At 41.0% G+C, this 21940-nt stretch carries 22 protein-coding genes and 1 pseudogene; 13 read left to right on the plus strand and 10 right to left on the minus strand.

Annotation, left to right across the window (positions count from 1 at the left end; all coding sequences use genetic code 11):
- Together AB5Z52_RS10340 and AB5Z52_RS10345 are read right to left on the minus strand one after the other, a co-directional pair.
- Positions 1-2347: HAD-IC family P-type ATPase (locus tag AB5Z52_RS10340; protein ID WP_368266903.1), on the minus strand; the 2347-nt coding region annotated here is incomplete at its 3' end.
- Positions 2348-2470: 123 nt separating this feature from the next.
- Positions 2471-3631: a glycerate kinase gene (locus AB5Z52_RS10345; protein ID WP_003126161.1), complete on the minus strand. Its 1161-nt coding sequence runs from the start codon at positions 3629-3631 to the stop codon at positions 2471-2473.
- A 184-nt stretch (positions 3632-3815) separates the two neighbouring features.
- Between AB5Z52_RS10345 and AB5Z52_RS10350 the strand changes: the two genes are divergently transcribed.
- Genes AB5Z52_RS10350 through AB5Z52_RS10365 form a run of 4 tightly spaced genes read left to right on the plus strand, consistent with a single transcriptional unit; the run spans position 3816 to position 6893 of the window.
- Entirely contained in the window at positions 3816-5009 is a 1194-nt protein-coding gene (locus tag AB5Z52_RS10350) for a helix-turn-helix domain-containing protein (protein WP_041119647.1), read from the plus strand.
- Positions 5006-5227 (plus strand): PLD nuclease N-terminal domain-containing protein, encoded by a 222-nt coding sequence (locus AB5Z52_RS10355; RefSeq protein ID WP_003126159.1) that lies wholly within the window; start codon positions 5006-5008, stop codon positions 5225-5227. Before AB5Z52_RS10350 ends, AB5Z52_RS10355 begins: the two co-directional genes overlap by 4 nt.
- On the plus strand, positions 5224-6132 hold the full coding sequence (locus AB5Z52_RS10360) for an ABC transporter ATP-binding protein (RefSeq protein WP_029486674.1): 909 nt from the start codon (positions 5224-5226) through the stop codon (positions 6130-6132). Before AB5Z52_RS10355 ends, AB5Z52_RS10360 begins: the two co-directional genes overlap by 4 nt.
- A complete protein-coding gene (locus tag AB5Z52_RS10365; protein WP_003126156.1) occupies positions 6129-6893 on the plus strand; it encodes an ABC transporter permease subunit in 765 nt (254 codons plus the stop codon). The genes AB5Z52_RS10360 and AB5Z52_RS10365 overlap by 4 nt, the downstream gene beginning before the upstream one ends.
- A gap of 163 nt (positions 6894-7056) precedes the next feature.
- On the opposite strand, the gene AB5Z52_RS10370 is transcribed toward AB5Z52_RS10365, so the two are convergent.
- The 5 genes from AB5Z52_RS10370 to AB5Z52_RS10390 form a co-directional block, all read right to left on the minus strand.
- Entirely contained in the window at positions 7057-7698 is a 642-nt protein-coding gene (locus AB5Z52_RS10370) for a YitT family protein (RefSeq protein WP_003126154.1), read from the minus strand.
- Between the two features lie 316 nt (positions 7699-8014).
- Positions 8015-8377: a hypothetical protein gene (locus tag AB5Z52_RS10375; RefSeq protein WP_021149963.1), complete on the minus strand. Its 363-nt coding sequence runs from the start codon at positions 8375-8377 to the stop codon at positions 8015-8017.
- Between the two features lie 139 nt (positions 8378-8516).
- Complete coding sequence (locus AB5Z52_RS10380) at positions 8517-8909, minus strand: MerR family transcriptional regulator (protein ID WP_021149964.1); 393 nt, start codon at positions 8907-8909, stop codon at positions 8517-8519.
- A 42-nt stretch (positions 8910-8951) separates the two neighbouring features.
- Positions 8952-9932 carry an aldo/keto reductase gene (locus AB5Z52_RS10385; protein WP_003126150.1) on the minus strand — a complete coding sequence of 327 codons (981 nt, stop codon included), beginning with the start codon at positions 9930-9932 and terminating at the stop codon, positions 8952-8954.
- A 67-nt stretch (positions 9933-9999) separates the two neighbouring features.
- Positions 10000-10902, minus strand: coding sequence for an Rgg/GadR/MutR family transcriptional regulator (locus tag AB5Z52_RS10390; protein ID WP_003126149.1), 903 nt, complete (start codon positions 10900-10902; stop codon positions 10000-10002).
- 101 nt (positions 10903-11003) lie between these two features.
- Between AB5Z52_RS10390 and AB5Z52_RS10395 the strand changes: the two genes are divergently transcribed.
- Both AB5Z52_RS10395 and AB5Z52_RS10400 read left to right on the plus strand, forming a co-directional pair.
- Positions 11004-12617 (plus strand): ABC transporter ATP-binding protein, encoded by a 1614-nt coding sequence (locus AB5Z52_RS10395; protein ID WP_003126148.1) that lies wholly within the window; start codon positions 11004-11006, stop codon positions 12615-12617.
- Positions 12618-12777: 160 nt separating this feature from the next.
- The gene (locus tag AB5Z52_RS10400; protein WP_096710638.1) at positions 12778-13413 is read left to right on the plus strand and encodes an HD domain-containing protein; all 636 of its coding nucleotides are present in this window, start codon (positions 12778-12780) and stop codon (positions 13411-13413) included.
- A gap of 27 nt (positions 13414-13440) precedes the next feature.
- On the opposite strand, the gene AB5Z52_RS10405 is transcribed toward AB5Z52_RS10400, so the two are convergent.
- Positions 13441-13887, minus strand: coding sequence for a DUF305 domain-containing protein (locus AB5Z52_RS10405; RefSeq protein WP_003126146.1), 447 nt, complete (start codon positions 13885-13887; stop codon positions 13441-13443).
- A 310-nt stretch (positions 13888-14197) separates the two neighbouring features.
- Here AB5Z52_RS10405 and AB5Z52_RS10410 point away from each other — a divergent pair, with 310 nt between their 5' ends.
- The 7 genes and pseudogenes from AB5Z52_RS10410 (at position 14198) to AB5Z52_RS10440 (ending at position 19977) form a co-directional block, all read left to right on the plus strand.
- On the plus strand, positions 14198-15262 hold the full coding sequence (locus tag AB5Z52_RS10410) for an ABC transporter permease (protein ID WP_029486668.1): 1065 nt from the start codon (positions 14198-14200) through the stop codon (positions 15260-15262).
- Positions 15263-15272: 10 nt separating this feature from the next.
- Positions 15273-15962, plus strand: a complete 690-nt coding sequence (locus AB5Z52_RS10415; RefSeq protein WP_288551492.1) for an ABC transporter ATP-binding protein — start codon at positions 15273-15275, stop codon at positions 15960-15962.
- Between the two features lie 34 nt (positions 15963-15996).
- Positions 15997-17484 (plus strand): NAD(P)/FAD-dependent oxidoreductase, encoded by a 1488-nt coding sequence (locus AB5Z52_RS10420; protein WP_117474393.1) that lies wholly within the window; start codon positions 15997-15999, stop codon positions 17482-17484.
- Positions 17474-18364, plus strand: coding sequence for a phytoene/squalene synthase family protein (locus AB5Z52_RS10425; RefSeq protein WP_096710641.1), 891 nt, complete (start codon positions 17474-17476; stop codon positions 18362-18364). Before AB5Z52_RS10420 ends, AB5Z52_RS10425 begins: the two co-directional genes overlap by 11 nt.
- Positions 18354-18902, plus strand: coding sequence for a TetR/AcrR family transcriptional regulator (locus tag AB5Z52_RS10430; RefSeq protein ID WP_005471088.1), 549 nt, complete (start codon positions 18354-18356; stop codon positions 18900-18902). The genes AB5Z52_RS10425 and AB5Z52_RS10430 overlap by 11 nt, the downstream gene beginning before the upstream one ends.
- Before the next feature lie 46 nt (positions 18903-18948).
- Positions 18949-19197, plus strand: a complete 249-nt coding sequence (locus tag AB5Z52_RS10435) for a hypothetical protein (RefSeq protein ID WP_005471087.1) — start codon at positions 18949-18951, stop codon at positions 19195-19197.
- Positions 19198-19398: 201 nt separating this feature from the next.
- Positions 19399-19977 (plus strand): annotated as a pseudogene (locus AB5Z52_RS10440) (TMEM175 family protein).
- Positions 19978-20171: 194 nt separating this feature from the next.
- Here the strand turns inward: AB5Z52_RS10440 and AB5Z52_RS10445 are convergent.
- Positions 20172-21185 (minus strand): sugar kinase, encoded by a 1014-nt coding sequence (locus AB5Z52_RS10445; RefSeq protein WP_034704280.1) that lies wholly within the window; start codon positions 21183-21185, stop codon positions 20172-20174.
- 16 nt (positions 21186-21201) lie between these two features.
- Positions 21202-21909 carry a KDGP aldolase family protein gene (locus AB5Z52_RS10450; protein ID WP_368266905.1) on the minus strand — a complete coding sequence of 236 codons (708 nt, stop codon included), beginning with the start codon at positions 21907-21909 and terminating at the stop codon, positions 21202-21204.
- Positions 21910-21940 lie beyond the last annotated feature (31 nt).

Consider the following 21940-nt stretch of genomic DNA (forward strand, 5'->3'; position numbering starts at 1 on the left):
GTGCCCGATTTTGGAACATACTCTTGTTCAATGCTGGCTCTAAAAGCTCCCGACAATTCAACATGTATACTGCTTGTCCTAATACGATGTTCTGCAGGAGAATCGTTTGCTGGACTGCTTGCCCTTCAAATTGCATGGACAAAAAGTAAGCAGGAATCATGATCAGTAGAGAAACATAGACGATTCGGAACATGCTGTACATGGAAAGAATTCCTTCATTGACTGGACGTGGCGGCCGATCCATCACATCTTTACTCGCTTTTTCGAATCCTAGTGCATAAGACAATGTAATTGTTGTTACCATATTGACCCAGAGGATCTGAACTGGAGTCAAAGGTAATGGGCGATTTAACAAGAGAGCAAAAATGACAATCAATCCTTGCGCTAATGCTGTTGGCAAAAAGAAGTTGATGGTTTTTTTCAGATTGTCAAAGATCCGTCGCCCTTCTTTGACTGCATTCGCGATTGTATGGAAGTTATCATCTGCCAAAACCATATCGGCTGCTTGCTTGCTTACTTCACTTCCTTTGATCCCCATAGCGATCCCGATATCTGTTTTTTTCAAGGCGGGAGCATCATTGACACCGTCTCCGGTCATACCTACGATCTCACCATTATTTTGTAGAGCGGTCACAATTCGTAGCTTGTGCTCTGGCGTCGTCCGAGCAAAAACATCCACGTGATTGACTTGCTGTGCCAACTCCTCATCGGTCATTTGGTCGATATCTAATCCTTCAAGAACTTTCTTCGTATGTTTCAACCCGACTTGCTCGCCGATGGCTTGCGCCGTTTCTTTGTGGTCTCCTGTGATCATTTTGACTCTGATCCCCGCTTGTAAGGACTCTCTCACTGCTTTGATTGCACTGTCTTTTGGCGGATCAATGATTCCTGCAAGACCTATGAAGACTAAATCAGTGACTTCTTCATGAGCAACTTGACTGGATGCTGGAACTGTCTTGTATGCGAACCCTAAGACCCGCTGTCCTTTCTGTGCTAGCTCAGAAGCCGCTTGCTGCCAATAGGATACTTGATCTTCTGATAGCTGACTTTTATTTAGCAAAACTTCTGGAGCGCCTTTTACATATAAGATTGATTGATCCTCTTGCAAAGGATGCAAAGTTGCCATGTACTTGTAAGTAGAGCTAAAAGGAATTTTTGCTGCAACTTGTTGCAAGGGTAATTCCTGAGTCTCCACAAACTGCAGCAGCGCCCGCTCAGTAGGATTACCTTGCAAATCTGCTGCCCGCTGAGAACTATCTTGTTTCAGATCTTGACAATTTGCCATGATATCGTACATGAGCGCTTGCTCTTTTTCGGTTACAGTGACAGTATCTACAACGGTCATTTCATTTTTTGTCAACGTTCCTGTTTTGTCCGAACAAATGACTGTCATTGCACCAAGCGTTTCCACCGACGGCATCGTCTTGATGATTGCTTGCTGATCTGCCATTTCTTTGACACCCATTGACAAAATCATGGTTAAAACAGCTGGTAATCCTTCCGGAACCATTGCTACGATTAACGCGATCACTGAGGAAAACAACACGTTTAGTTCTAGACCATACCGGAATGCGGTAAAGAAAATTAAGAAGAGAATCAGCGCGACAATACCGCGAAAAATCTGCTTGTTCAACTGATGCATTTTCTTTACCAACGGTGTCTCTTGTGATTTCACTGACTGCAAAGCTTGATTGATCTTACCGATTTCTGTCTCGTCGCCAGTTGCTACTACCACACCGATAGCTGACCCACTTTGAACACGTGTACCAGAGAAGACCATGTTCTTTTGATCTCCAATAATACTGTTTTCTGTGATGACGTGTTCTGTTTTCTTGACTGGCTCAGATTCTCCAGTTAAGATCGACTCTTCTACGACCAATCCATGATTTTCGATCAATCGCATATCCGCTGGTACGACATCGCCCGCCTTCAATGAGACTAAATCTCCTTGAACGATCGACTCTGCGGCAACAGTTTGCTGCAGTCCTTCCACAATGACTACGGCTTCTTGGCCCATCATTTGTTTTAAGCCGTCCAAAGATTCTTCCGCTTTTCGTTCCTGCCAGTAACCCACAATGCCGTTGATGATAACAACTAGAAGAATGATACCACTTTCTACATAATCACCTGTAACAGCCTTTAAAGCTGCAGCAACCATCAACACGATCATCAACAAATCCGTAAAATGTTTTGCGATTTTTTGCCAAGTTTTGATTTGAACTTTTTCTGCAATGCGATTTGCACCATCTGCTTCTAACCGTGCCTGACGTTCTTTATTTGAAAGTCCCTGACGATCGGACTGTAGCTGCTTCATCAATTGTTCTTTTGAAATTTGATACCACTTCATTGTCATTCCCCCTAATGTCTTTTTAGCTTTCGCTTGTCTATAAGTATAGGGGGGATTCTTAAAAATAAACGGTCGATTATTTCAGTCTAATATGAAAAAAATGCCCATTAAAAAAATGCTCTATTAGAAAGATCCATTTCCTCCACCATCACCATGATTCGCTCTTGTGATTTTTTCATGAAACATCGCGATAGCCTGTGCGGTTTCTGCCATATTTGCGAGCGTTACACTTTTTTTCATTGCTTCATCAAGAAGAAGTGGGCCTGGTTGAATACTGAAAATACCAGCAAAATACTGACCGATCTCTCCTAGATCAGGCTCCCTTTGCCCACACAATGCAACAACTGGAATAGCATGGGGCTGTGCGATTTTGGCCACACCTAATGGCACTTTTCCGGCTGCAGTTTGACGGTCAAAACGGCCTTCACCGGTGATGATCAACGTAGCATCACTGATTCTAGTCTCTAATTTCAACAGTTTCGCAATGGTCATAAATCCAGGACAGATCTGTCCCCCTAGTAAGACCGTCGCACCGCCGATACCTCCAGCAGCACCCGTTCCAGCGATCCCATTTAAATCAATTTGGTATTCTTGCTGCACGAAATACGCTACTTTTTTTGCTTGCTGCTCCAATACCTGTACCGTTTGAGGTAAAGCACCTTTCTGAGGTCCGAAAGTAGTTGCAAATCCTTCAGCTCCAGTATAAGGATTAGTTACATCTGCTAAAACCAACAGTTCGATACCAGAAAGCAGTTTCTGCACTGCTGTTATCGAAAAATAATTTATGGTCAACAAAGGATTGCGCGCATCTGCCGCAGGTTGATACATTAGTTCCGCACCTAATGCTTCCAGTAAACCCAGTCCGCCATCTGTTGTTGCACTGCCACCTAACGTTACATAGATCTGTGCTACTTTTTCATTGATTGCATCTGCGATCAAAAGACCTAGCCCGTAGGAACTAGCCTGTCTGGTTGTTTGATCTGAAGGATCAAGTAATTGGATACCGATGATTGCTGCACATTCAATAATCGCTATTCGCTTTTGATTGATTGTTGTCAGTAAATACGAAACTACTCGTTCTTCTCCTAGGGGACCGACACTTGTTACGGATTTATACTGTCCTCCATAGGCAGCAAATAACGCAGCCATTGTTCCTTCTCCACCATCTGCGATGGGGATTGATTCTTTTTCCCATTGTACTGGAAACCCTTTAAGTGCTGCCTGATTTAATTCTTCCGAGGTAGCACTCCCTTTAAATGAGTCAATCATTGCTATCACTTTCATATCGAACCCTCACCTCGTTTTCTTTCATTAAACACTGAAATACGTCTTACAACAAGAAAAAAGAGTGTTGCTACTCTTTATCAACCCATGGTTAACTTTATCAATCAAAAGTTAACTTGTTCTCCATTGTGCTCCTCTCTTTCCTGTTCTACAATAAAGTTAGCCAATTCAATGGAGGTGCGTCATGGAATTACCAATTGGACAGGAAATAGCTAAGAGAAGAAAGGACAAACAAATCACTCAAACAGAGCTAGCTGATTTTATGAGTGTTTCTAAGGCCTCGGTTTCTAAATGGGAGACGGGCCAATCTTATCCAGATATTACATTGTTGCCACTCTTGGCTGCTTTCTTTGATTGCAGCGTCGATGATCTTTTAGTGATCAATTCTCAGCTAACAACTCAAGAAATCAAGCGGATTTACCAGTTGTTGAAAGACTCGTTTGAAACTAAATCCGCTGATGACGTGTTACTTATGCTGAGAGGATTCATTCGCCGTTATTATTCCTGCTATCCATTTCTGATGCAGATGGGACTTTTTTATCTGAATCATTGGGATCTGTTGCCTATTCCAGCTCAAGTTACTAGGACAGAACAAGTACCAAATAATGAGAAAACTGTTGAGGATCAACGAAAGTATTACTTACAAGAGGCGGTTAAATTATTTGAATTAGTCAAAACTAACGGTTCCGCTGACCTCCTGCAACAAGCTAGCTATTATGAAGCCTATTCAATGCTTATGCTTGGTCAGGCAGAGGACATTTTAGGTGTATTAGGAAATAAGACACCCGTTTTCTTGCCAGTGGAATCTTTGATTGCAGCTGCGCACCAACAAATGGCAGATGGCTCAGCCGCAGAAACTGTTCTTCAAAGTGCCATTTATCAATATGTCACAGTTTTACTCAGTCTGTTGACTAACTACACGCTTTTGCTGACCAAAAAACCCCAAGCTATGGAAGCAACTTACCAACGAGGGCTGGCCTTTTGTGAAACATTTGACTTATCCAGACTACATCCAGTCATTATGCTCAATTTTTTGGCTGCCTGTTTGACCACTTTTGCTGTACAAGGCAATAGTGCCCGCTTGCTTTGCGCTTTGACTCGTTATGTCTCATTGCTGGAAAAAACAGAAGATCCTTATCTCCTTCATGGTGATGCGTACTTTGATCAGATCGAAAGTTGGATTGATGAGTTGGAACTTGGAAATCAGATGCCCCGTAGTTCTAATATGGTAAAAAAACAATTGACAGGGCTGATTCTTGAATCACCCCTATTGCAGCCCTTCAAAGATCAACAATCATTTACAGAATTATTCCAGCGCTTGCAAGCAGTAGCCGCCCATACTGCAGATGACACTCATGGAAAGGAGGAAACACGATGATGACCACGAGCATTCCAGAAAATATTGGTGACTATCTACCCATTCTGATCCCATTAGCACTTTTGCAATTCGGGTTGATACTTGTTGCTGTTTTAGATATCGTTAAACAGAAACACTTTAAATTCGGCAACCGCACGTTATGGATACTTGTTTCTTGTTTGATTAGTATTATTGGACCAATTTTGTATTTCACTTTTGGGAAAGGAGAAAAAGAATGAACGTCATTGAGATCAATCAATTATCTAAGTCTTTTGGCGAAAGAAAAATTCTAGATGCCATTTCTTTTGTCGTTCCCAAAGGGAGTGTTGTCGGCTTTGTCGGGGAAAATGGTGCTGGTAAAACAACAACGATGAAGCTGATTTTAGGCTTGCTAAAGTCAGATAGTGGGCAGATCACGGTCTGCGATGAGCCAGTTGTCTATGGAAATGCTCAAACAAACCGTAAGATAGGCTACTTACCGGATGTTCCCCAATTCTATTCTTTCATGACCGCAACAGAATACCTGAATTTTTGCGGAAAAATAAGCGGTCTTGGCAAACAGCTGACTAGCCGAATCGATGAGATTCTTCAGCTGGTCAATCTTGAAAAAAACACCAAAAAAATCAGCAGCTACTCACGGGGGATGAGGCAACGGCTGGGTCTTGCACAAGCTTTATTGTCAAAACCAGAAATATTGATTTGTGATGAGCCGACTTCTGCGCTGGACCCGCTGGGACGCAAAGCCTTTCTAGATCTTTTACTTGCCATCAAACAAGAAACGACAGTTCTTTTTTCTTCACATATTTTATCGGATGTTGAACAAATTTCGGATTACGTGGCGATTTTACATCAGGGAAAGATCAAACTCTTTGGTGAAATGGAAGAATTAAAGACACAATTTCGCCAAGAAGATTATCTTCTTCAATTTGCCAGCTCACAAGAAACAGAGCATTTCTGTCAGCTCGCGAAAGGTGCGGCGATTAATTGGACGAGGGAAAAACATCAACTGATTATTCCAGAAAATCAAACTTTTCAACAAGGCCAAAAAGTGCTGCAACTCATGGCTGAAAATGAATTGGTCCCCTTACTCTTCCAAAAAAATGAATCCTCGCTAGAAAAAATCTATTTGGAGGTAGTTAAATGACGCAGCTAACAGTTTTTTTAAGAAAAGAAGTATTAGGCGGCTGGCGGAATAAAAAGATCATCATTTGTGGAGTGATTTTTCTGATGGTGGGCATGCTCTCGCCTTTTCTGGCAAAAATAATGCCGGATATCTTTTCTTCCATGGTGACAGATGGGATCCAAATCACTGTTTCCACGCCGACATCTGTCGATTCGTGGATGCAATTTTATGGCAATATCGGTTCATTGGGTCTCTTGGTTTTTGTGATACTCTTTGCGGATACGATTTGTGCGGAAATTGAGCAAGGAACTCTGATCAATCTAATCACAAAGGGATTGCCAAGACAAACGATTCTTTTAGCAAAAACACTTTATCTTTATTTCCTTTGGACACTTTTCTATGCTGCCGCTTTTCTCATTTGTCTTCTTTATACAAGAATTTATTTCAATGACTCTTTGACCCATCATCTTATCAGTGCGGGTTTTAGTTATTGGTTATTTGGGCTATTGTCAATCAGCTTACTGCTGTTAAGCTCCGCATTTGCTAAAAATGTTTACCAAGTCTTACTCTTTTTAGCTGCTTTTTATGGTATTGGCGTATTGGGCAGTCTCTTTGAATCTCTCCAAAAGATCAATCCTTATTCATTGTCCAGCCAGACAATTGCTTATATTCAAGGAAATTCAGAGCTGATGGACTTCTTACCAGCTGTTCTGATAGCTGTAGTCGGATCGTTTTTGTCATTAATCATTAGTCGTTCGATTTTTCAAAAAAGAAAGCTTTAGACTAATTTGATTATTTCTGGGAAGTAGTAAATAACAGCCTCTCTGACATCAATTGTCAGAGAGGCTGTTATTTTGAATAAGTGATATTTTTTAGTCCCGACAGTAATCTCAATCTCTCTTCGCGAACGCGATTATCAACAAAGGGAATCGAAGAGAGGTTCCCTCATCCAGCCGTTCTTTTTTCTTTGACAGGAGCGGATGCAAGTGTGGACTCCTTTGCTTCCTTTCTTTTGACAAATTGACGCTGCCCTTTGAGCAAGATATTCATAAAGAAAGCAATGAGATAGATCGAGCAAGCAGAAATGATCGCTTCTCTCAGTCCAAAGACCAGAAAGTTCAAAACAATGATCGTTGTATTGGTCAAGAAGATCCCGACTGCTTTTTTTATGCCGAAATATTTTTCAAAAATCAACGGTGGGATCGTGACTCCCCCATTGGATGCACCGATACAGTAAAGGGTAAATATCCCTAAGCTAAAGAAGAAGCTTCCTAGAATCAAAGAGGCTGGGTAAAATTCCCAAACCATCCATTCAGGAATCCATGCTAATATGACAGGAAACAACAGGCTTCCAAAGACGGTATTGATAAAGACTTTCCGCTCTAAAAAAAGAAACGCTAGTCCTAACATAATCAAGTTGATTCCCCAGACAATCAGATGGCGATCAATGGCTAATCCTGTTTCTATAAGATACCCGATTGAGCCCACCCCGGCCGAGGCAATGCTGTGAGGTAAAAGAAAGAAGTTCAATGCAATACAGATCCATAACACCCCTAATGAAATCAAGCCTATTCGTTTGATAGTCATCCACCTGTTTCCTTTCTGTATTTCAATCTATTGATCTTCTTGATATTGCTGCCATTTTAACAAAAAAAGCAGCAGAAAGAAGAGTCAAATTTTTCATGTCGCTATGAAAAATTTGACTCTTCTGGTAATCGCTAAAACGACAACCTTTATTTAATTCAACGGATTTTTTTATAACAAATGATTCGAAATAAACAAAGTTCTCTTAGCCAAGAAGGTTGGCTGCTCACTGATTTGCGCAAGTAGATCTGCTACTTGTAATTCGACTTCTCTTATCTGATTGTCCTTGCTCGTTTGCAGATCAGATTCAGGTGAACACTCATGCAAAAAAAGCAGGAAGATGCAAAATCGTATAGTCACACATCGCTTCTTCAATCATCCGAATAGATAATGTCATTTGACTGCTTCGAGCTTTCTTGTGCGTCGTTTTTGTTTCCGGGATTTGATCTGACAGGAAGCTTTCCTCTGGTTTCACCAGGCAAATGATTCGGGTTAAGTCAAGTAGTTTCATCGCTTCTATGATTCGCCAGGTGACTTGTGGCTCAGGCATCTCACAAAGGTAAACGATTTCACAACTAATCATTCCTCGCAAGATCCTGCCTAGATCTAGTAAATCACCTTGAAACATGCTTTCTCGTTGAGGATCAAGCAATGTCGTCTGATTCTTTTTTGGCACGTACAAAACAAGCGTCTCGTCTCTCGCTAATAATTGTTTTCTGATAACAGAAGAAGATCTTGGGTACCGAAAATCATTACTTTTGTCATACGATTTCTTTCCTATTTCGGCTGTATCCTAAAAGGGATTACGTGTAATTGCAAAATTAATTCGTAAACGTTTCTTTGCGTAACCGAGCTTCAGCAGGAATGATGTGGTCATCATAATGTTCCAATTTGTATTCCAATCGTTCTACCGCTTCTGTCATGGTTGCAATTCGTTCATGCAACGCTGCGATTTGCTCTGCTAGCAATTGTTTTCTTTGAGGAACTGTCTGACTCCCTTCACGAAATAACGCCAAATAGGTTGACAAAGACTCAATCGAAAGTCCTGCTTTTCTCATCTTACTGGTAAACTCGATCCACTTGAGATCTTCTTCATCAAAGACTCGAACACCATGAGCATTGCGTTTGACTGGTGGTAGAAGGGCAATCTTTTCATAGTAGCGGATCGTATCTGCAGAAAGACCGCTAAGTTCACTTATTTTTTTGATATTCACATAGATTCCTCCTGCTATTCCTACGATATTTCTCTAGTAAAATCAATTGGCGCCTACAACCGCATGCGGAAGATAAGGTTCTTCTAAGTAAGCAACTTCTTCTGTGGATAGCTTCAACTCAATGGCTGGCAAAGCATCCAGTAAATGACTTTCTTTTGTCGCCCCAATGATTGGTGCCACGACTGATTCTTTTTGCAATAGCCATGCCAAGGCCACTTGTGCTCGTTTGACTTGACGTGTCTCAGCAATCTCTGCCACACGGCGAACGATCAATTGATCTTGTTCTTTAGTCTGATCATATTTTGATTGTGCTGTTTTATCTGTCGCAAAACGTTTCGTTTGTGCATCCCAATCACGAGTCAAACGACCGGCAGCTAATGGACTGTAGGGTGTGATCGCAATTTTTTGATCATCACAAAGGGGGAGCATTTCCCGCTCTTCTTCTCGATACAATAAATTCAAATGATTTTGCATGGAAACAAATTTGGTCCAGCCATGTTTATCTGCAACCGCCTGTGCTTTGGCAAATTGCCAAGCGTACATTGCTGAGGCACCAATATAGCGAACTTTCCCTGTTTTCACTAAATCGTGAAGTGCTTCCATCGTTTCTTCGATCGGTGTTGTATAATCCCAGCGATGAATAATGTAGAGGTCTACATAGTCCATTTGTAATCGTTCTAAACTTTGTTCAATTTCAAAAAAGATCGCTTTGCGTGAAAGCCCACCGCTATTGGGGGCTTTTTTCATTTTAGAATAGAGCTTGGTTGCGACGACGATTTCATCTCGTGGGGCAAAATCATTCAACGCTTTTCCCAATATTTCTTCGCTGGCACCATAGGAATAGATATTCGCTGTGTCAAAAAAATTGATTCCTAGATCAAGGGCTTTTTTAATGACTTCTCGACTTTCCGTTTCTTCCAATACCCATTCATGAAAGCCGCTTTTCGGATCACCAAAGCCCATTGCCCCTAAACAAAGGGGGGAGACTTCTAATCCAGTATGTCCAAATTTTACATAATCCATTGTCGTTCCTCCTTAAGATTGATACTTCTAGCATACGCCTTCGAGTGAACTCCAAGTCAACCCCTTTTTAATAATTAAAAAAATTCAGATTGATCGTCAGCTCACGATAATTCGTATCTTGATAATTTTCCCGCCAATTCTTGGCCCGCTTCTCAAAATAGTGTTCGGTTTCCTTCTGATAAAAAATTCTCGCTAAAGAAATTGCTTGGTCAAAGCATCCATTGCCCTGTTCTGGTTGTTTTTCCAGATAAAAAAGAATTCCTTGGTTAAAAATATAGGTGATTCTGGGGCGCAATAAAATTGTGCGTTCGTCCAGACTCTGCCGATACAGTTTCTGGATCTTTCTGGCTGCTGGAAGATTGCGGTGAAACACATATTTAGAAAAAAAGTTCTCCAACAGATCATAATAAAGGGCATTGGTTTGCGGAACACTTTGGTACAGCTTGGCTTTTTTCAAAATGCTTTTCAGTAATAGATCCATCTGTTCTGTGTCCAATGCAAAGGTAAAAATACTGATCAAACGCAACTCCATCTCACCCCAATTATTGACTTGCTGGAGATAGCTGAGTACTTTTTGAGAATGAATGAATGGACGATTATTTCCTGCATTGAGTACATCTTCAATGAAACAGCCTAAAAACTGCGGCCAATCATACGGACTCTGACTTTCAGCAAAAAAACGTTGTGCCAACGAACGAGCCGACTCTTCTTGATTCGTATTAAGATACTCCTGCATCTGCTCGATAGACTTTTCAAAACGGTCTTTAAAAGTCTGTTTCCCAACAAATTGAAACTCCTCGATCGTCACATTGATATTTTGCAAGCATGTAAAAAACTGATCGACCGTCAACATTGATTTTCCATTTTCAAAACGTGAAAGTTGTGCACTTGATATCCCTTGCTGACATGCTTCCTTCAAAGTAATCCCTTTTTCTAAACGCAGTTTCTTAAATGTCGCTCCATAGTCCATTCACAGCACCTCTTTACATATATGTAATTATTCCTTCGCTTTTACTTTACCCTTTTACAATAAAGGTATCAAGAAAGGTAATAAGAAAGGAGCAAAAAATAATGAAAAAGGTGTTATTGGTACATTGGAAAAATCAGGGAGTCGTCCTGCTTTTAATGGCAGGAGTCGCACTTTCACAAACGATAGCCAGCTTGCAAAATGTGCAGGTTCTAAACAGTCTCATCCAATTCGATCAAAAAGGATTTATCCAAGGTGTTGTAGGGATGGTCTTAGCCTATAGTTGTTTCCTGATGTTTATTTATTTGCAAATCCGTTATACAGCCTATACATCTCAGAAGATGTCCCTTTATTTGCGAGATCAATTATTGACTCGGCTACGATACAGTGATTATCAGACATTCCACAAAGTTACCGTAGGCAACTATGCATCAAAATTGAGTAACGATATAACCATGATCGAAACAGATGGCTTCGCCAATATCTATCAGGTCATGCAAGGTGTATTGTCTTCACTATTTGCCGTTATCGCATTAGCCCAATTTCATTGGTCATTGATCGTGCTCACCTTAGGTCAGTCCTGTTTGTTGCTTTTGTTGCCGAAAATCTTCCAAAAAAAGATGAAACAATCAGCTGTTGCTACCGCCCAGGCAAATGAAGCTTTTTTGAGTAAAACCAACGAACTGTTAGCTGGATTTGATACTTTCCTAAATTTCCAGCGTCTTGATTTTCTTAAAAATAAACTCTTGGGTTCCGCACAAAGAATCCAGTCTGCAAAGCTAAAACAAGCACAAGTGATGGCTGCTGTCTCTGTAACTGGCGGAATTGGCAATGTGACTGGTCAATTGAGTGTCTTAGGTTTTACTGGCTACTTGGCTTTTCTGCAAATCGTTCCCATCGGAGCGATTACAGCAACAGGAAATCTTGCTTCGACAATTTTTAATACATTAGGAAATATCAGTTCCTATCTGTCAAAAATACAAGGCACATTCCCTTTATTCGATGCATTTGCTTATGAGAAGCCAGCGCATGAGATTTCGCTACCCAGCAAAAAAACAAACGATGCAAAAGATCTTGTGTTGGCACAAGCTTCTTATTGTTATCAAACGACCGATGGAAAACCGCAACGAATGTTGTTCAATCTCTCAACCACTTTTAAAGCTGGACAAAAGTATGCCATCGTGGGGGAAAGCGGCTCAGGCAAGTCAACATTATTCAGTTTGTTGACTGGACGGCGCAAAGACTATAGCGGATCGATCCGCTTGGGAGAAACGGAAATAAAAGAATTCCCTTTAGAAGAATTGCAAGACAATGTGACAGTTATTGATCAACGTCCCTTTGTCTATCAAGCATCGATTCGCGAGAATCTGACATTAGGACAATTTTTTCCCGATGAAGAAATCGAGCAAGCGCTAAAAAAAGCGGAACTCTTTGCAGTTATTGAACAACTACCTGAGCAGTTAGACACAGTTCTTACCGAAACAGGTGGTAATCTTTCAGGGGGACAATTGCAGCGTCTTGCACTAGCTAGAGGCTTCCTATGGAAAAAACCTATTTTGTTAGTTGATGAAGGAACCTCTAATCTTGATCAAGAAAATGCTAAAAAGATCGAGAAATTACTGTTGCAACAACCGCAAACCGTCCTGTTTATTACCCACCACCTTCGAGACGAAATCGTCCAAAAGTTAGATGGTGTTCTCTCACTTACCCCCTCCTAGCAAATTGATCGCGATGACTCTTTTATCAATAGGTCCTATTTGCTAAACTGAAAGTAGCTGATTCAACAAAAATCAATGCTTTGATTCTTAATAAAGCATTGACTTTTGTTGTGATGACTTTTTGTCTGCTAAACAAGAAATGAGCCAATGGAGGTTTTTGATGGTCAACCCACAGCTAATGCATTATTTAGAAACAACAATCATTCCACAATACAAGCAATTTGACACAAGTCACTCCCCTGAGCACGTCTATCAAGTGCTCGAAAACAGTATAGAAATCGCTGCCCCATTATCGGTTGACTTAGACATTGCCTCTACTGTTGCTGTCTTTCATGATCTTGGTCTATTAAAAGGACGAAAAAATCATGAACGCGCTTCAAGATCTATGGTAGAATCAGATGCTTTTTTGGCGGATTACTTTACCAAAGAACAGCGTAAAATAATCGGAGAAGCCGTCGAAGATCATCGTGCTTCCCTCTCCTATGAGCCACGATCCATCTATGGCAAAATCATTTCAGAAGCTGATCGTGATCTTGATTTTTATCGGATTCTCGAACGCACGATTTACTTTGCCATCGAAAAAAAGAGTCTTTCTGATCCTGATAATCTTTGCCAAGAGGCATTTGAATACATTCAGCAAAAATACGGTCCCCACCATCACTTGACCTTTTGGCTCGGCTATTCAAAAAATATCGCAGGCTTAGCAGAGATCCATGAAATGCTCACAGATCCGATCAAATTTAACAGCGCTTTTTCTGATTGCTATGAACAACGAATGAAAAAGCCGACTTCTTGAGCTAAGACGTCAAGATCCGGCTTTGTTTCATTTTTCTAGTCGTTCGATCATTTCTTTCATCTTTTCAATTTCTTCTTTTTGAGTTTGGATAATATCATCCGCTAGTTCTTTGACCTCAGGATCTTTGATGGCCGCATTGGTACTGGTTAAAATGGCAATCGAATGATGAGGAATCATTGCTTTCATCCATTTCACATCATCAACAGCCGTTTGGGAGCGCACCATGAAAAGTGAACCACAGAATACGAGTACACTGACAGCTAAAATCGCTAGATTCCATTTCTTATTTTCGTACATTTTCCACATAAATAAGAGCATGATCATCGCCATCACGGCCCCCATCATCAACGCCATAAATAATCGAGTCTGACTATAAAAGATATGATCCCATTGAAAAACATTCAGGTACATCATCCCAAACATCACGACCGTCGATACTAAAATCATCACACCAAAACGCACATACTGTTTCATTTCTATCTCCTCTTTCCATAAAAATATCCACTATTAGTCTATCAGGATTGATTGTTCCTACTCAAACGAAACGCTTAATTGTGATTAGGAGACGAAGCATTGTTCACTCTTGCAAGTTTTTTCCTGGTTCCTCTATGGATTGCCAGGTATCAGGATTTTTGTTCTATCGCTTTTCCTAGGCTTTTTTTCAGCTTTTCTGTCAGATCTTTGCAGGAAGGAAGAATCCATGCCAAAGCAATAAATTTTGCAGCTGAATAAGAATGTGGTAACTTGATTTTATCACATGATAAAATTTCTAGGAGGAAGTTGTATGTTTTTAGCAATAAATGAAATCCGCCATTCTAAATTGCGGTATGCACTGGTTACCGGTGTCATGTTTTTGATCGCTTACTTAGTTTTTTTCTTGACCGGGCTAGCCTATGGTCTTGCCCAAGAAAACCGAACTGCTGTCGATAAATGGTCGGCATCAGAGATTTTATTAGCCGAGGAAGCGAATAACAATTTGAATATGTCCATGATCCCTCGTAATCTCTATGATGAAGTCAAAGCAGATGAGAAAGCTGTATTGGCTCAAACTGCGGGTGTGATCACCAGGGAATCCGGTGGTGAAAAAGTTGATGTCAGCTTTTTTGGGATCGAACCAGATCAATTCTTGGCTCCTAAACTCACGGAAGGCGAACTTTTCGCGAACGACGATGAGGCAGTTGCTGACAGCAGTTTGAAAGAGGAATACGACATTAAGATCGGCGATACCGTCAAATTAGCCGGCAATGAAAAGAAACTGAAGATCGTCGGCTTTACAGAAAATGCTCGCTTCAATGTCGCACCTGTTCTCTACACGACGATTGGTGCCTATCAAGAAATTCGCTTTGAAACAAAAGATACCAGCGATAAAGCCCGCATCAATGCCATCGTTACGCGAGGAACAGTTGAAGAAGTACCGGATGAATTAACAGCAACCAAAATTAGTGATTTCATCAATGAATTGCCTGGTTATAGTGCTCAAGTGCTAACCTTTGGGTTTATGATCGGCTTCTTGATCGTCATTGCTGCCATCGTTATCGGGATCTTTATTTATGTCTTGACTATGCAGAAATCTGATATTTTTGGTGTCATGAAGGCACAAGGAATTTCTAGTCGTTACATCGCATTTTCTGTCATCGCACAAACTTTCCTTTTAGCAACGGTGGGCGTATTGGTAGGATTAGCGGCGACGATCGGAACGGCGTTGGTCTTGCCGCAAGCTGTGCCCTTTCAAGTAAACAGCCTCTTTTTTGCAGGTATTAGTGTGTTGATGATTTTGATTGCGATTGTCGGTGCTTTCTTCTCAGTAAGAACGATTGTTAAGATTGACCCATTGAAAGCTATTGGATAGGAGGATAAAAATGAGTGCCATTGAATTTAAAGATGTGAAGAAAACCTTCAAAGATGGAGATACGATGATTGAGGCTTTGAAAGAGACAAACTTTTTCGTTGAAAAAGGAGAATTTGTCGCCATCATTGGACCCTCTGGTTCAGGTAAAAGTACTTTTTTAACTATTGCGGGAGGATTACAAGCACCTACAGCTGGTGAAGTTTTGATCAACGATCAGCCTTTTAGTGACCAGAAAGAAAAAATTCGGGCCAAATTACGATTCAAAGAGATCGGTTTTATTCTTCAAGCTTCCAATCTTGTCCCATTCTTGACCGTTAAAAAGCAACTGAAACTAGTCGACAAAGTCAGCAAAGAGAATAAAACCCAATCTGCCCAAGATTTATTTACCCAATTAGGAATCGATAAATTGCAAAACAAATACCCCGAAGATCTCTCCGGTGGTGAACGTCAACGGGTGGCGATCGCTAGAGCTTTGTATCATGACCCAACAATTATTTTGGCGGATGAACCAACAGCCAGTCTGGATTCCGAAAAAGCCTATGAAGTAGTCAAAATTCTTGCGCAAGAAACAAAGGAAAAAAATAAAGCGACGATTATGGTGACCCATGATACCCGACTAACTGATTATTGTGATCGGGTGCTTGTAATGGAAGACGGTGTCTTAAAGGAAAAAGAACACACAAAAACACAACACGATTAATCTGAAGCCAAGAAATATTTGATAAGGAGTTCTCATGAAAAAAATTATCGTTGTCGGCGGCGGTGTCGCAGGACTATCCGCCGCTGTCAGATTGCAACAAGCAGGTTATGCGGTCACACTATACGAAAAAGAAAGCCAGCCCGGTGGCAAAATGAACCAAATCAAGCAAGCTGGTTTTACATTTGATGTCGGCCCGACCATTGTTATGATGCCGGAGATTTATCGCGAGATTTTTGAACTATGCGGTGTCGATCCAGATGACTATATCCCGATGGAAAAGGTTGATCCTATGCTGCAGCTCTACTTTGCTGATGAAGCACCTCTCACCTTTTCCAATGATCTGATTGAACTCACTAAAACATTAGAAGGGATTTCTGAAGAAGATGCCCAAGGTTATTTCGCCTTTCTGGCAGATATTTATAAACGCTACGTGATTGCAAAAAAAGCTTTCATCACTAAATCGTTTCGAGGATTCTGGGATTTTTATAATCCTCAATCCCTTTGGGCAGGAATGAAATTGAAAACATTCAACGATGCCTACACTTCGATCTCAAAGTTTGTTAAAGATGACCGCTTGCGCAAGTCGCTAGCCTTTCAAACATTGTATATCGGGGTTTCTCCCTATCAAGGGCCCTCTCTTTATACGATCATCCCTATGATCGAGTTGTTCTATGGCGTCTATTTCATCAAAGGCGGTATGTATACATTAGCGACTTCGCTGGCTCGCTTATTTGAAGAATTAGGCGGCGTGATTCATTATGACTCACCGATCGAAGAATTGATCATTGAAAACAAGCGAGCAACAGGGATTCGTCTAAATGGGCACATCCATTCAGCAGATGCGATTGTCTGTGCGGCTGATTTTCCTTATGCGATGCAAGAATTGATTCCTAATGAAAAAAATCGGGGCAAATACACCAATAAAAAAATCAGCCGAATGGCCTATTCTTGTTCGTGTTTTCTCTTGTACCTAGGGCTGGATAAAAAATATGAAGCCAATGGCTTGCATAGCATCTACTTTGCCGAAGACTTCAAAAAAAATGTCGATGACCTTTTTGAGTTTGGTGTTTTGCCAGAAGATCCTTCCTTTTATCTCTATCGTCCCACATTGAAAGATGCCTCACTAGCACCCGAGGGTCACGAAGGCTTGTATGTGTTGGTGCCAGTTCCCGAGCTGTCCAAGTTTAATGATTGGCAACCTAATACAATCACGAATTACCGCAACAAAATTATCCACACGCTAAAAGAAAAAACGATTTTCAATGATATCGATGAGCATATCGTTTTTGAAACCTACTATACACCACAAGATTTCAAAGACCACTACAACGCTTATAACGGGGCGACTTTCGGATTGAAACCGACATTATCTCAAAGCAATTACTATCGTCCTCATAATAAGTTTTCTTACGCAGAAGGTTTGTATTTTTGTGGCAGCAGCACTCACCCAGGAGCCGGTGTCCCAATCGTGATGCAAAGTGCAAAGCTTGCCGTAGAGGAGTTACTAAAAGATGATCAATAAGGAAAGCACGCTTTTTGAACGATATAAGGAAGACTTTGCTTATTGCGAGCAAATCATCAAAAAACATTCGAAAAGTTTCTACAGTGCTTTTTCGCAATTACCCCCAGAAAAAGCACGTTCCGTGTTTGCCGTCTATGCCTTTTGTCGGCAAGCAGATGATGCCATCGATCGTTATCAAGACATCGTTAAATTAAATGAACTAGAACACGGATTACGACAAATGGCTTGCGGAAAGGTTCTGGATACCCCTTTATGGCGGGCTCTTTCTGTTGTCTTTGCGAAATATGATTTAAAGTTCCAGCCATTTTATGATATGCTCGCAGGACAGAGGATGGATCTAAATTTTCAGCCACCTGAAACGGAGGCTGATTTGAGTAGCTACAGCTACTTTGTTGCTGGAAGTGTCGGGTTGATGTTGCTGCCGATTTTATCTAGTCAGGCAGGCAAGATCCAAGAACCGGCCAAGAAGCTAGGGGAAGCTATGCAGCGAACGAATATTCTCCGGGATATTGGGGAAGATCTTGCGATGAATCGAATTTATTTACCAAAAGAAACGATGCAGCGGTTTGAGATTACCATTCAACACCTCAGACAAAAAAAGGTCACTGAATCCTTTATCCAGCTTTGGGAGTTTGAAGCTCTGCTAGCAGAAAAACTGTACGATGAAGCCTTGTCCATGATGCCTCAGATCGATGAAGACTGCCAGGAAGCGCTTATGGCTGCTTTATTGATCTATCGCGAACTATTGACGGTCATTCGTGAGAAAAATTACCAGGTTTTTCTCAAAAAAAATGCTGTCTCTATCCAAAGAAAAGCTTTTTTATTACGTTCTGTAAAACAGCAGATAAAAACCAACCGGAGTGAAAATAATGCAAGATGAGATTTTAGACGTGGCTGAACAGTTGTTCATGCAACAAGGGTATAAAGGAACTTCAACAAGACAAATCGCGGAGTTGTTAGGCATTACTCAGCCTAATTTGTATTATCATTTCAAAAGAAAAGAAGATATTTATTACGGTGTTCTTGCGCGGTTAGCGATAGATGTATCTGAAAACTTATATCAGATCGTTAATGATCCCAATGACTCCTTAGCAGAGAAACTGCAACGGATGGCTCGATTTCTGCAAAAACGTCACCCTTTCAATTTCTACTTAATGATGGATGATATCAAACATACCGTCTCTGAAGAAACCGCCAGAAAACTCTACTTGATTTGGAAAGAAAACTATCAGCAACCATTTATTCGCCTTTTTCAAACAAGTGAACTACGATTACGAAACGAACTTTCCTACCAGTTTATTGTCAGCCAAATGTTTATTCTCATTGCTTCATACTTAGATTCAGCAGAGAAAGAAACTGAACTCTATCAGGCCATTGATTTATTTTTATATGGTGTTTTAGATAAAGAGTCTAACTAGACAAACGTATCCACTCATTCCTGATTACTAAATAAGGAGGAAGAATATGCCAGAATATACTGACTTGACTGCGTCTGCTGCTATCGTCAACGCCTTTATCACAAAATACAATCAGCTCAAATCAATTTATCCAGAAGCGGTGATTGAGCTTTGTGACGACCAAGGGCATCAAATCACTGAGGTCAAAAAAATCAACAGCGAATTGATCGAATTGATCATCGACGATAGCCAAGGACCAAAATTTCGTTACATCCATCCTTCTCAATTTGATTTGACATTCACTGTCAAACAATAATCCATTAGGACGATGAAATAAGATACTGCTAATGCTTCTCACAATGAGAAGTTTCAGACACAAAGGCATACTCACCGTTGCCTTTTGAGTTAGCTTTGATCTTATATCACTGTCCTTTTTTTATTGCAATTCTCTTTGATAGACGAATCGTATCTATTGACGTAAACTAACACTGATTTACTATTCTGAAAGGAGCATGTTATGTCAAAGAACCGAATCGAGGCCTTTACAGATGCAGTGATTGCTATCGTGATGACTTTGCTGGTCTTAGAACTTCACCAACCAAAAAACGATACCTTTCAAGCGTTTCTAGGCATCGAACATCAGTTTATCATTTATTTGATCAGTTTTGTGATGCTGGCCATTTATTGGAACAATCATCATCATCTCTTTTAAGTTGCAGAAGATATTGATGGATGGACATTATGGGCCAATCATTTGCTGATACTCTCGTTGTCGCTTTTTCCTTTTGTTACTTCATGGGTCAGTCAATACCCGCTGTCCCTCGCTCCTCAAATGCTCTATGGTGCTGTGATTTTCTTGACTGATTTTAGCTATTATTTGTTAGGACGGGCATTAAGCCGGGAAAGCCAAAATAATCCAACCATTAGGAAACTATTTCAACGCTATCAGAAATTAACCTTTACTCTTTTTGTCAACATTGTGGCATTGCTCCTTGGCTGGTTGATTCATCCGCTTTTTGTGATCAGTCTCGATAGTCTCGTTCTACTTCTTTGGGTGATTCCTGAGAAGAAAGCCGAACGCTACCTGAATCAATAATCAATGAAAACGACTGCTTGATATCCCCCTCGACAATCCATTCACTTGTTGTTCGTCTTCTTACCTGTCGAATAAAACAAAAATCATCCAACAAAGAGCCCTTTTGACGGCAGTCACTGATTCGCCATCAAACGCACTTTGTTGGATGATTTATTATTGTTTACGCGTGCTTTGTATATCCTAGCGAATAATACTCAACGAAATAAATCTACCCCAGGATTCTTTAGCACTTGCTCTACTTGTTCCCGTGTAATCAAGGGAACATCTCCTAACATCGTATGGGCCAATACAGCATTGGTGATAGCAAAATCCGCGGTTTTTTTTAGTGGCCATTTCTCGGCATATCCTAAAAGAATACCTGCTGCATATGCATCCCCTGCACCGATTCGATCTAGCACTTGTAACAATTGAGGTGCAGTTTCAACAGTTTCTTCTTTAGTGTAGATCATCCCGCTGATAAACTGTTTGTCTTCACTGGCTATCCGTCTGGTTCCTGTAAACCATTCAATCCCGTACTGCGCCATAAAGGCCTGAACGATTTGCTGTTCCTCTAGTCCATCAATAGGCAGCTGCTCACCAAATCCCAAAAGACCGTGCAAATCTCGTACAGACCCAAATACCAAATCACAATAAGGCAGAATCGCTTCGTAACGTTTTTTTAAGATTTCTCGCTGTCCTTCTTCCAAATTCAGACTGGGACGAAAATTAAAATCGAAACAAACTTTGATGTTCTTCAAAGTAGCTTGTTTTGCCAATGTTATCGCGGTTTGCCACGTTTCTTCGGTCAAGCTCAACGAAATACCACAAATATGTAAAAGATCGATCGTTTCTAAATATTCAGCGATGGGATAAGTTGCAGGTCCGGAAACCCCAAATGAACTACCGCGGCGGTTCTGATACGTCACATAGGTGGGGCGAGCGCCAAAACCAACTTCAGCAAAATAACTGCCGATATGATTGTGTGCCTGACCAATAAATTCTGTCTTGATACCATAAGTTCGCAAATTCGCTTTGGCCGCATCACCCAAACGGTTTTTTGGTACTTTCGTCAATAGGGATGCTGAAAGATTGAAGTGCGCCAGATTTCCTAAAATATTTACGCCCGTTCCTGTAAAATCCATCCGCAGCGAATGGGTTTGTTCTAATGTCCGATATTCAGGCGGTGTCAAGCGCAGCATGACTTCACCGTATGCACCGATTCGCATCACAATTCCTCCTTCACTCTTACTTCAATGAATCTTTCATCATCTTCAGTAATCGTCTCACATCTTCCGGACGGGTATCGCCCGTCTCTGAATCAATGATCGAGCTATACACGTGAGGAATGATTTTCTTGACTCCTGCATCCACAGCAATCTGCAAGATTTCTGCAAAGTTATCCAAATCAATCCCACCGGTCGGTTCAAGATAAAAGTCATGAGCTGCACAAGCTTTTGCTACCGCTTGATATTCTTCTTTGTGCGCCAATCCTTTCATAGGGAAATATTTGATTGAACTAGCGCCCATATCCTTGAGTAATGCAATCGCCGTTTCAAGAGGAACCTCAGTGGGTTCTTCCTGTGAACTTAACGGGCCAGTGGCAATATTGACAAAGCCGACTTTGCCTGTCGGAGAAACTAATGCATTAACAATAGTTTCTTCTTGTCCTAACAACGCCCGAGATGTTGCAGCTCCCGTGAATACTTGATTGACATGTTGCGGCTGCAACACAGCAGAAATTCGAGAGACCATCTCGCTCTGATTCGGATCACCGGCACCGAGACCAACTGATAACGCATTTTCTATTTCTGCTTGGTATTTTTTCATGTCTTCAATCGCTGCTTCATCCGTGGAATAATTTTTGGAAAGAACGCCTAATAAGATTTTCCCTTCGGCTGCTTCAAAACATTCTTTGGCGTTTTCCACTGAGTTAGCTAAAACGTTTAAACAAATTCGATCTTCTAAATAAGTCGGGGATTTTTTC

This window comes from Enterococcus sp. RTP21361st1_A6_RTP21361_211029, assembly GCF_040910045.1.
Classification (GTDB): domain Bacteria; phylum Bacillota; class Bacilli; order Lactobacillales; family Enterococcaceae; genus Enterococcus_D; species Enterococcus_D gallinarum.

Bases quoted from the DNA above. Each gene is read 5' to 3' on its own strand.
- AB5Z52_RS10395 (WP_003126148.1), top strand. From the start codon at position 11,004: ATGAAAAAGGTGTTATTGGTACATTGGAAAAATCAGGGAGTCGTCCTG.
- AB5Z52_RS10360 (WP_029486674.1), top strand. From the start codon at position 5,224: ATGAACGTCATTGAGATCAATCAATTATCTAAGTCTTTTGGCGAAAGA.
- AB5Z52_RS10365 (WP_003126156.1), top strand. From the start codon at position 6,129: ATGACGCAGCTAACAGTTTTTTTAAGAAAAGAAGTATTAGGCGGCTGG.
- AB5Z52_RS10390 (WP_003126149.1), bottom strand. From the start codon at position 10,902: ATGGACTATGGAGCGACATTTAAGAAACTGCGTTTAGAAAAAGGGATT.
- AB5Z52_RS10420 (WP_117474393.1), top strand. From the start codon at position 15,997: ATGAAAAAAATTATCGTTGTCGGCGGCGGTGTCGCAGGACTATCCGCC.
- AB5Z52_RS10405 (WP_003126146.1), bottom strand. From the start codon at position 13,887: ATGAAACAGTATGTGCGTTTTGGTGTGATGATTTTAGTATCGACGGTC.
- AB5Z52_RS10400 (WP_096710638.1), top strand. From the start codon at position 12,778: ATGGTCAACCCACAGCTAATGCATTATTTAGAAACAACAATCATTCCA.
- AB5Z52_RS10370 (WP_003126154.1), bottom strand. From the start codon at position 7,698: ATGACTATCAAACGAATAGGCTTGATTTCATTAGGGGTGTTATGGATC.
- AB5Z52_RS10435 (WP_005471087.1), top strand. From the start codon at position 18,949: ATGCCAGAATATACTGACTTGACTGCGTCTGCTGCTATCGTCAACGCC.
- AB5Z52_RS10350 (WP_041119647.1), top strand. From the start codon at position 3,816: ATGGAATTACCAATTGGACAGGAAATAGCTAAGAGAAGAAAGGACAAA.
- AB5Z52_RS10410 (WP_029486668.1), top strand. From the start codon at position 14,198: ATGTTTTTAGCAATAAATGAAATCCGCCATTCTAAATTGCGGTATGCA.
- AB5Z52_RS10355 (WP_003126159.1), top strand. From the start codon at position 5,006: ATGATGACCACGAGCATTCCAGAAAATATTGGTGACTATCTACCCATT.
- AB5Z52_RS10385 (WP_003126150.1), bottom strand. From the start codon at position 9,932: ATGGATTATGTAAAATTTGGACATACTGGATTAGAAGTCTCCCCCCTT.
- AB5Z52_RS10345 (WP_003126161.1), bottom strand. From the start codon at position 3,631: ATGAAAGTGATAGCAATGATTGACTCATTTAAAGGGAGTGCTACCTCG.
- AB5Z52_RS10430 (WP_005471088.1), top strand. From the start codon at position 18,354: ATGCAAGATGAGATTTTAGACGTGGCTGAACAGTTGTTCATGCAACAA.
- AB5Z52_RS10425 (WP_096710641.1), top strand. From the start codon at position 17,474: ATGATCAATAAGGAAAGCACGCTTTTTGAACGATATAAGGAAGACTTT.
- AB5Z52_RS10415 (WP_288551492.1), top strand. From the start codon at position 15,273: ATGAGTGCCATTGAATTTAAAGATGTGAAGAAAACCTTCAAAGATGGA.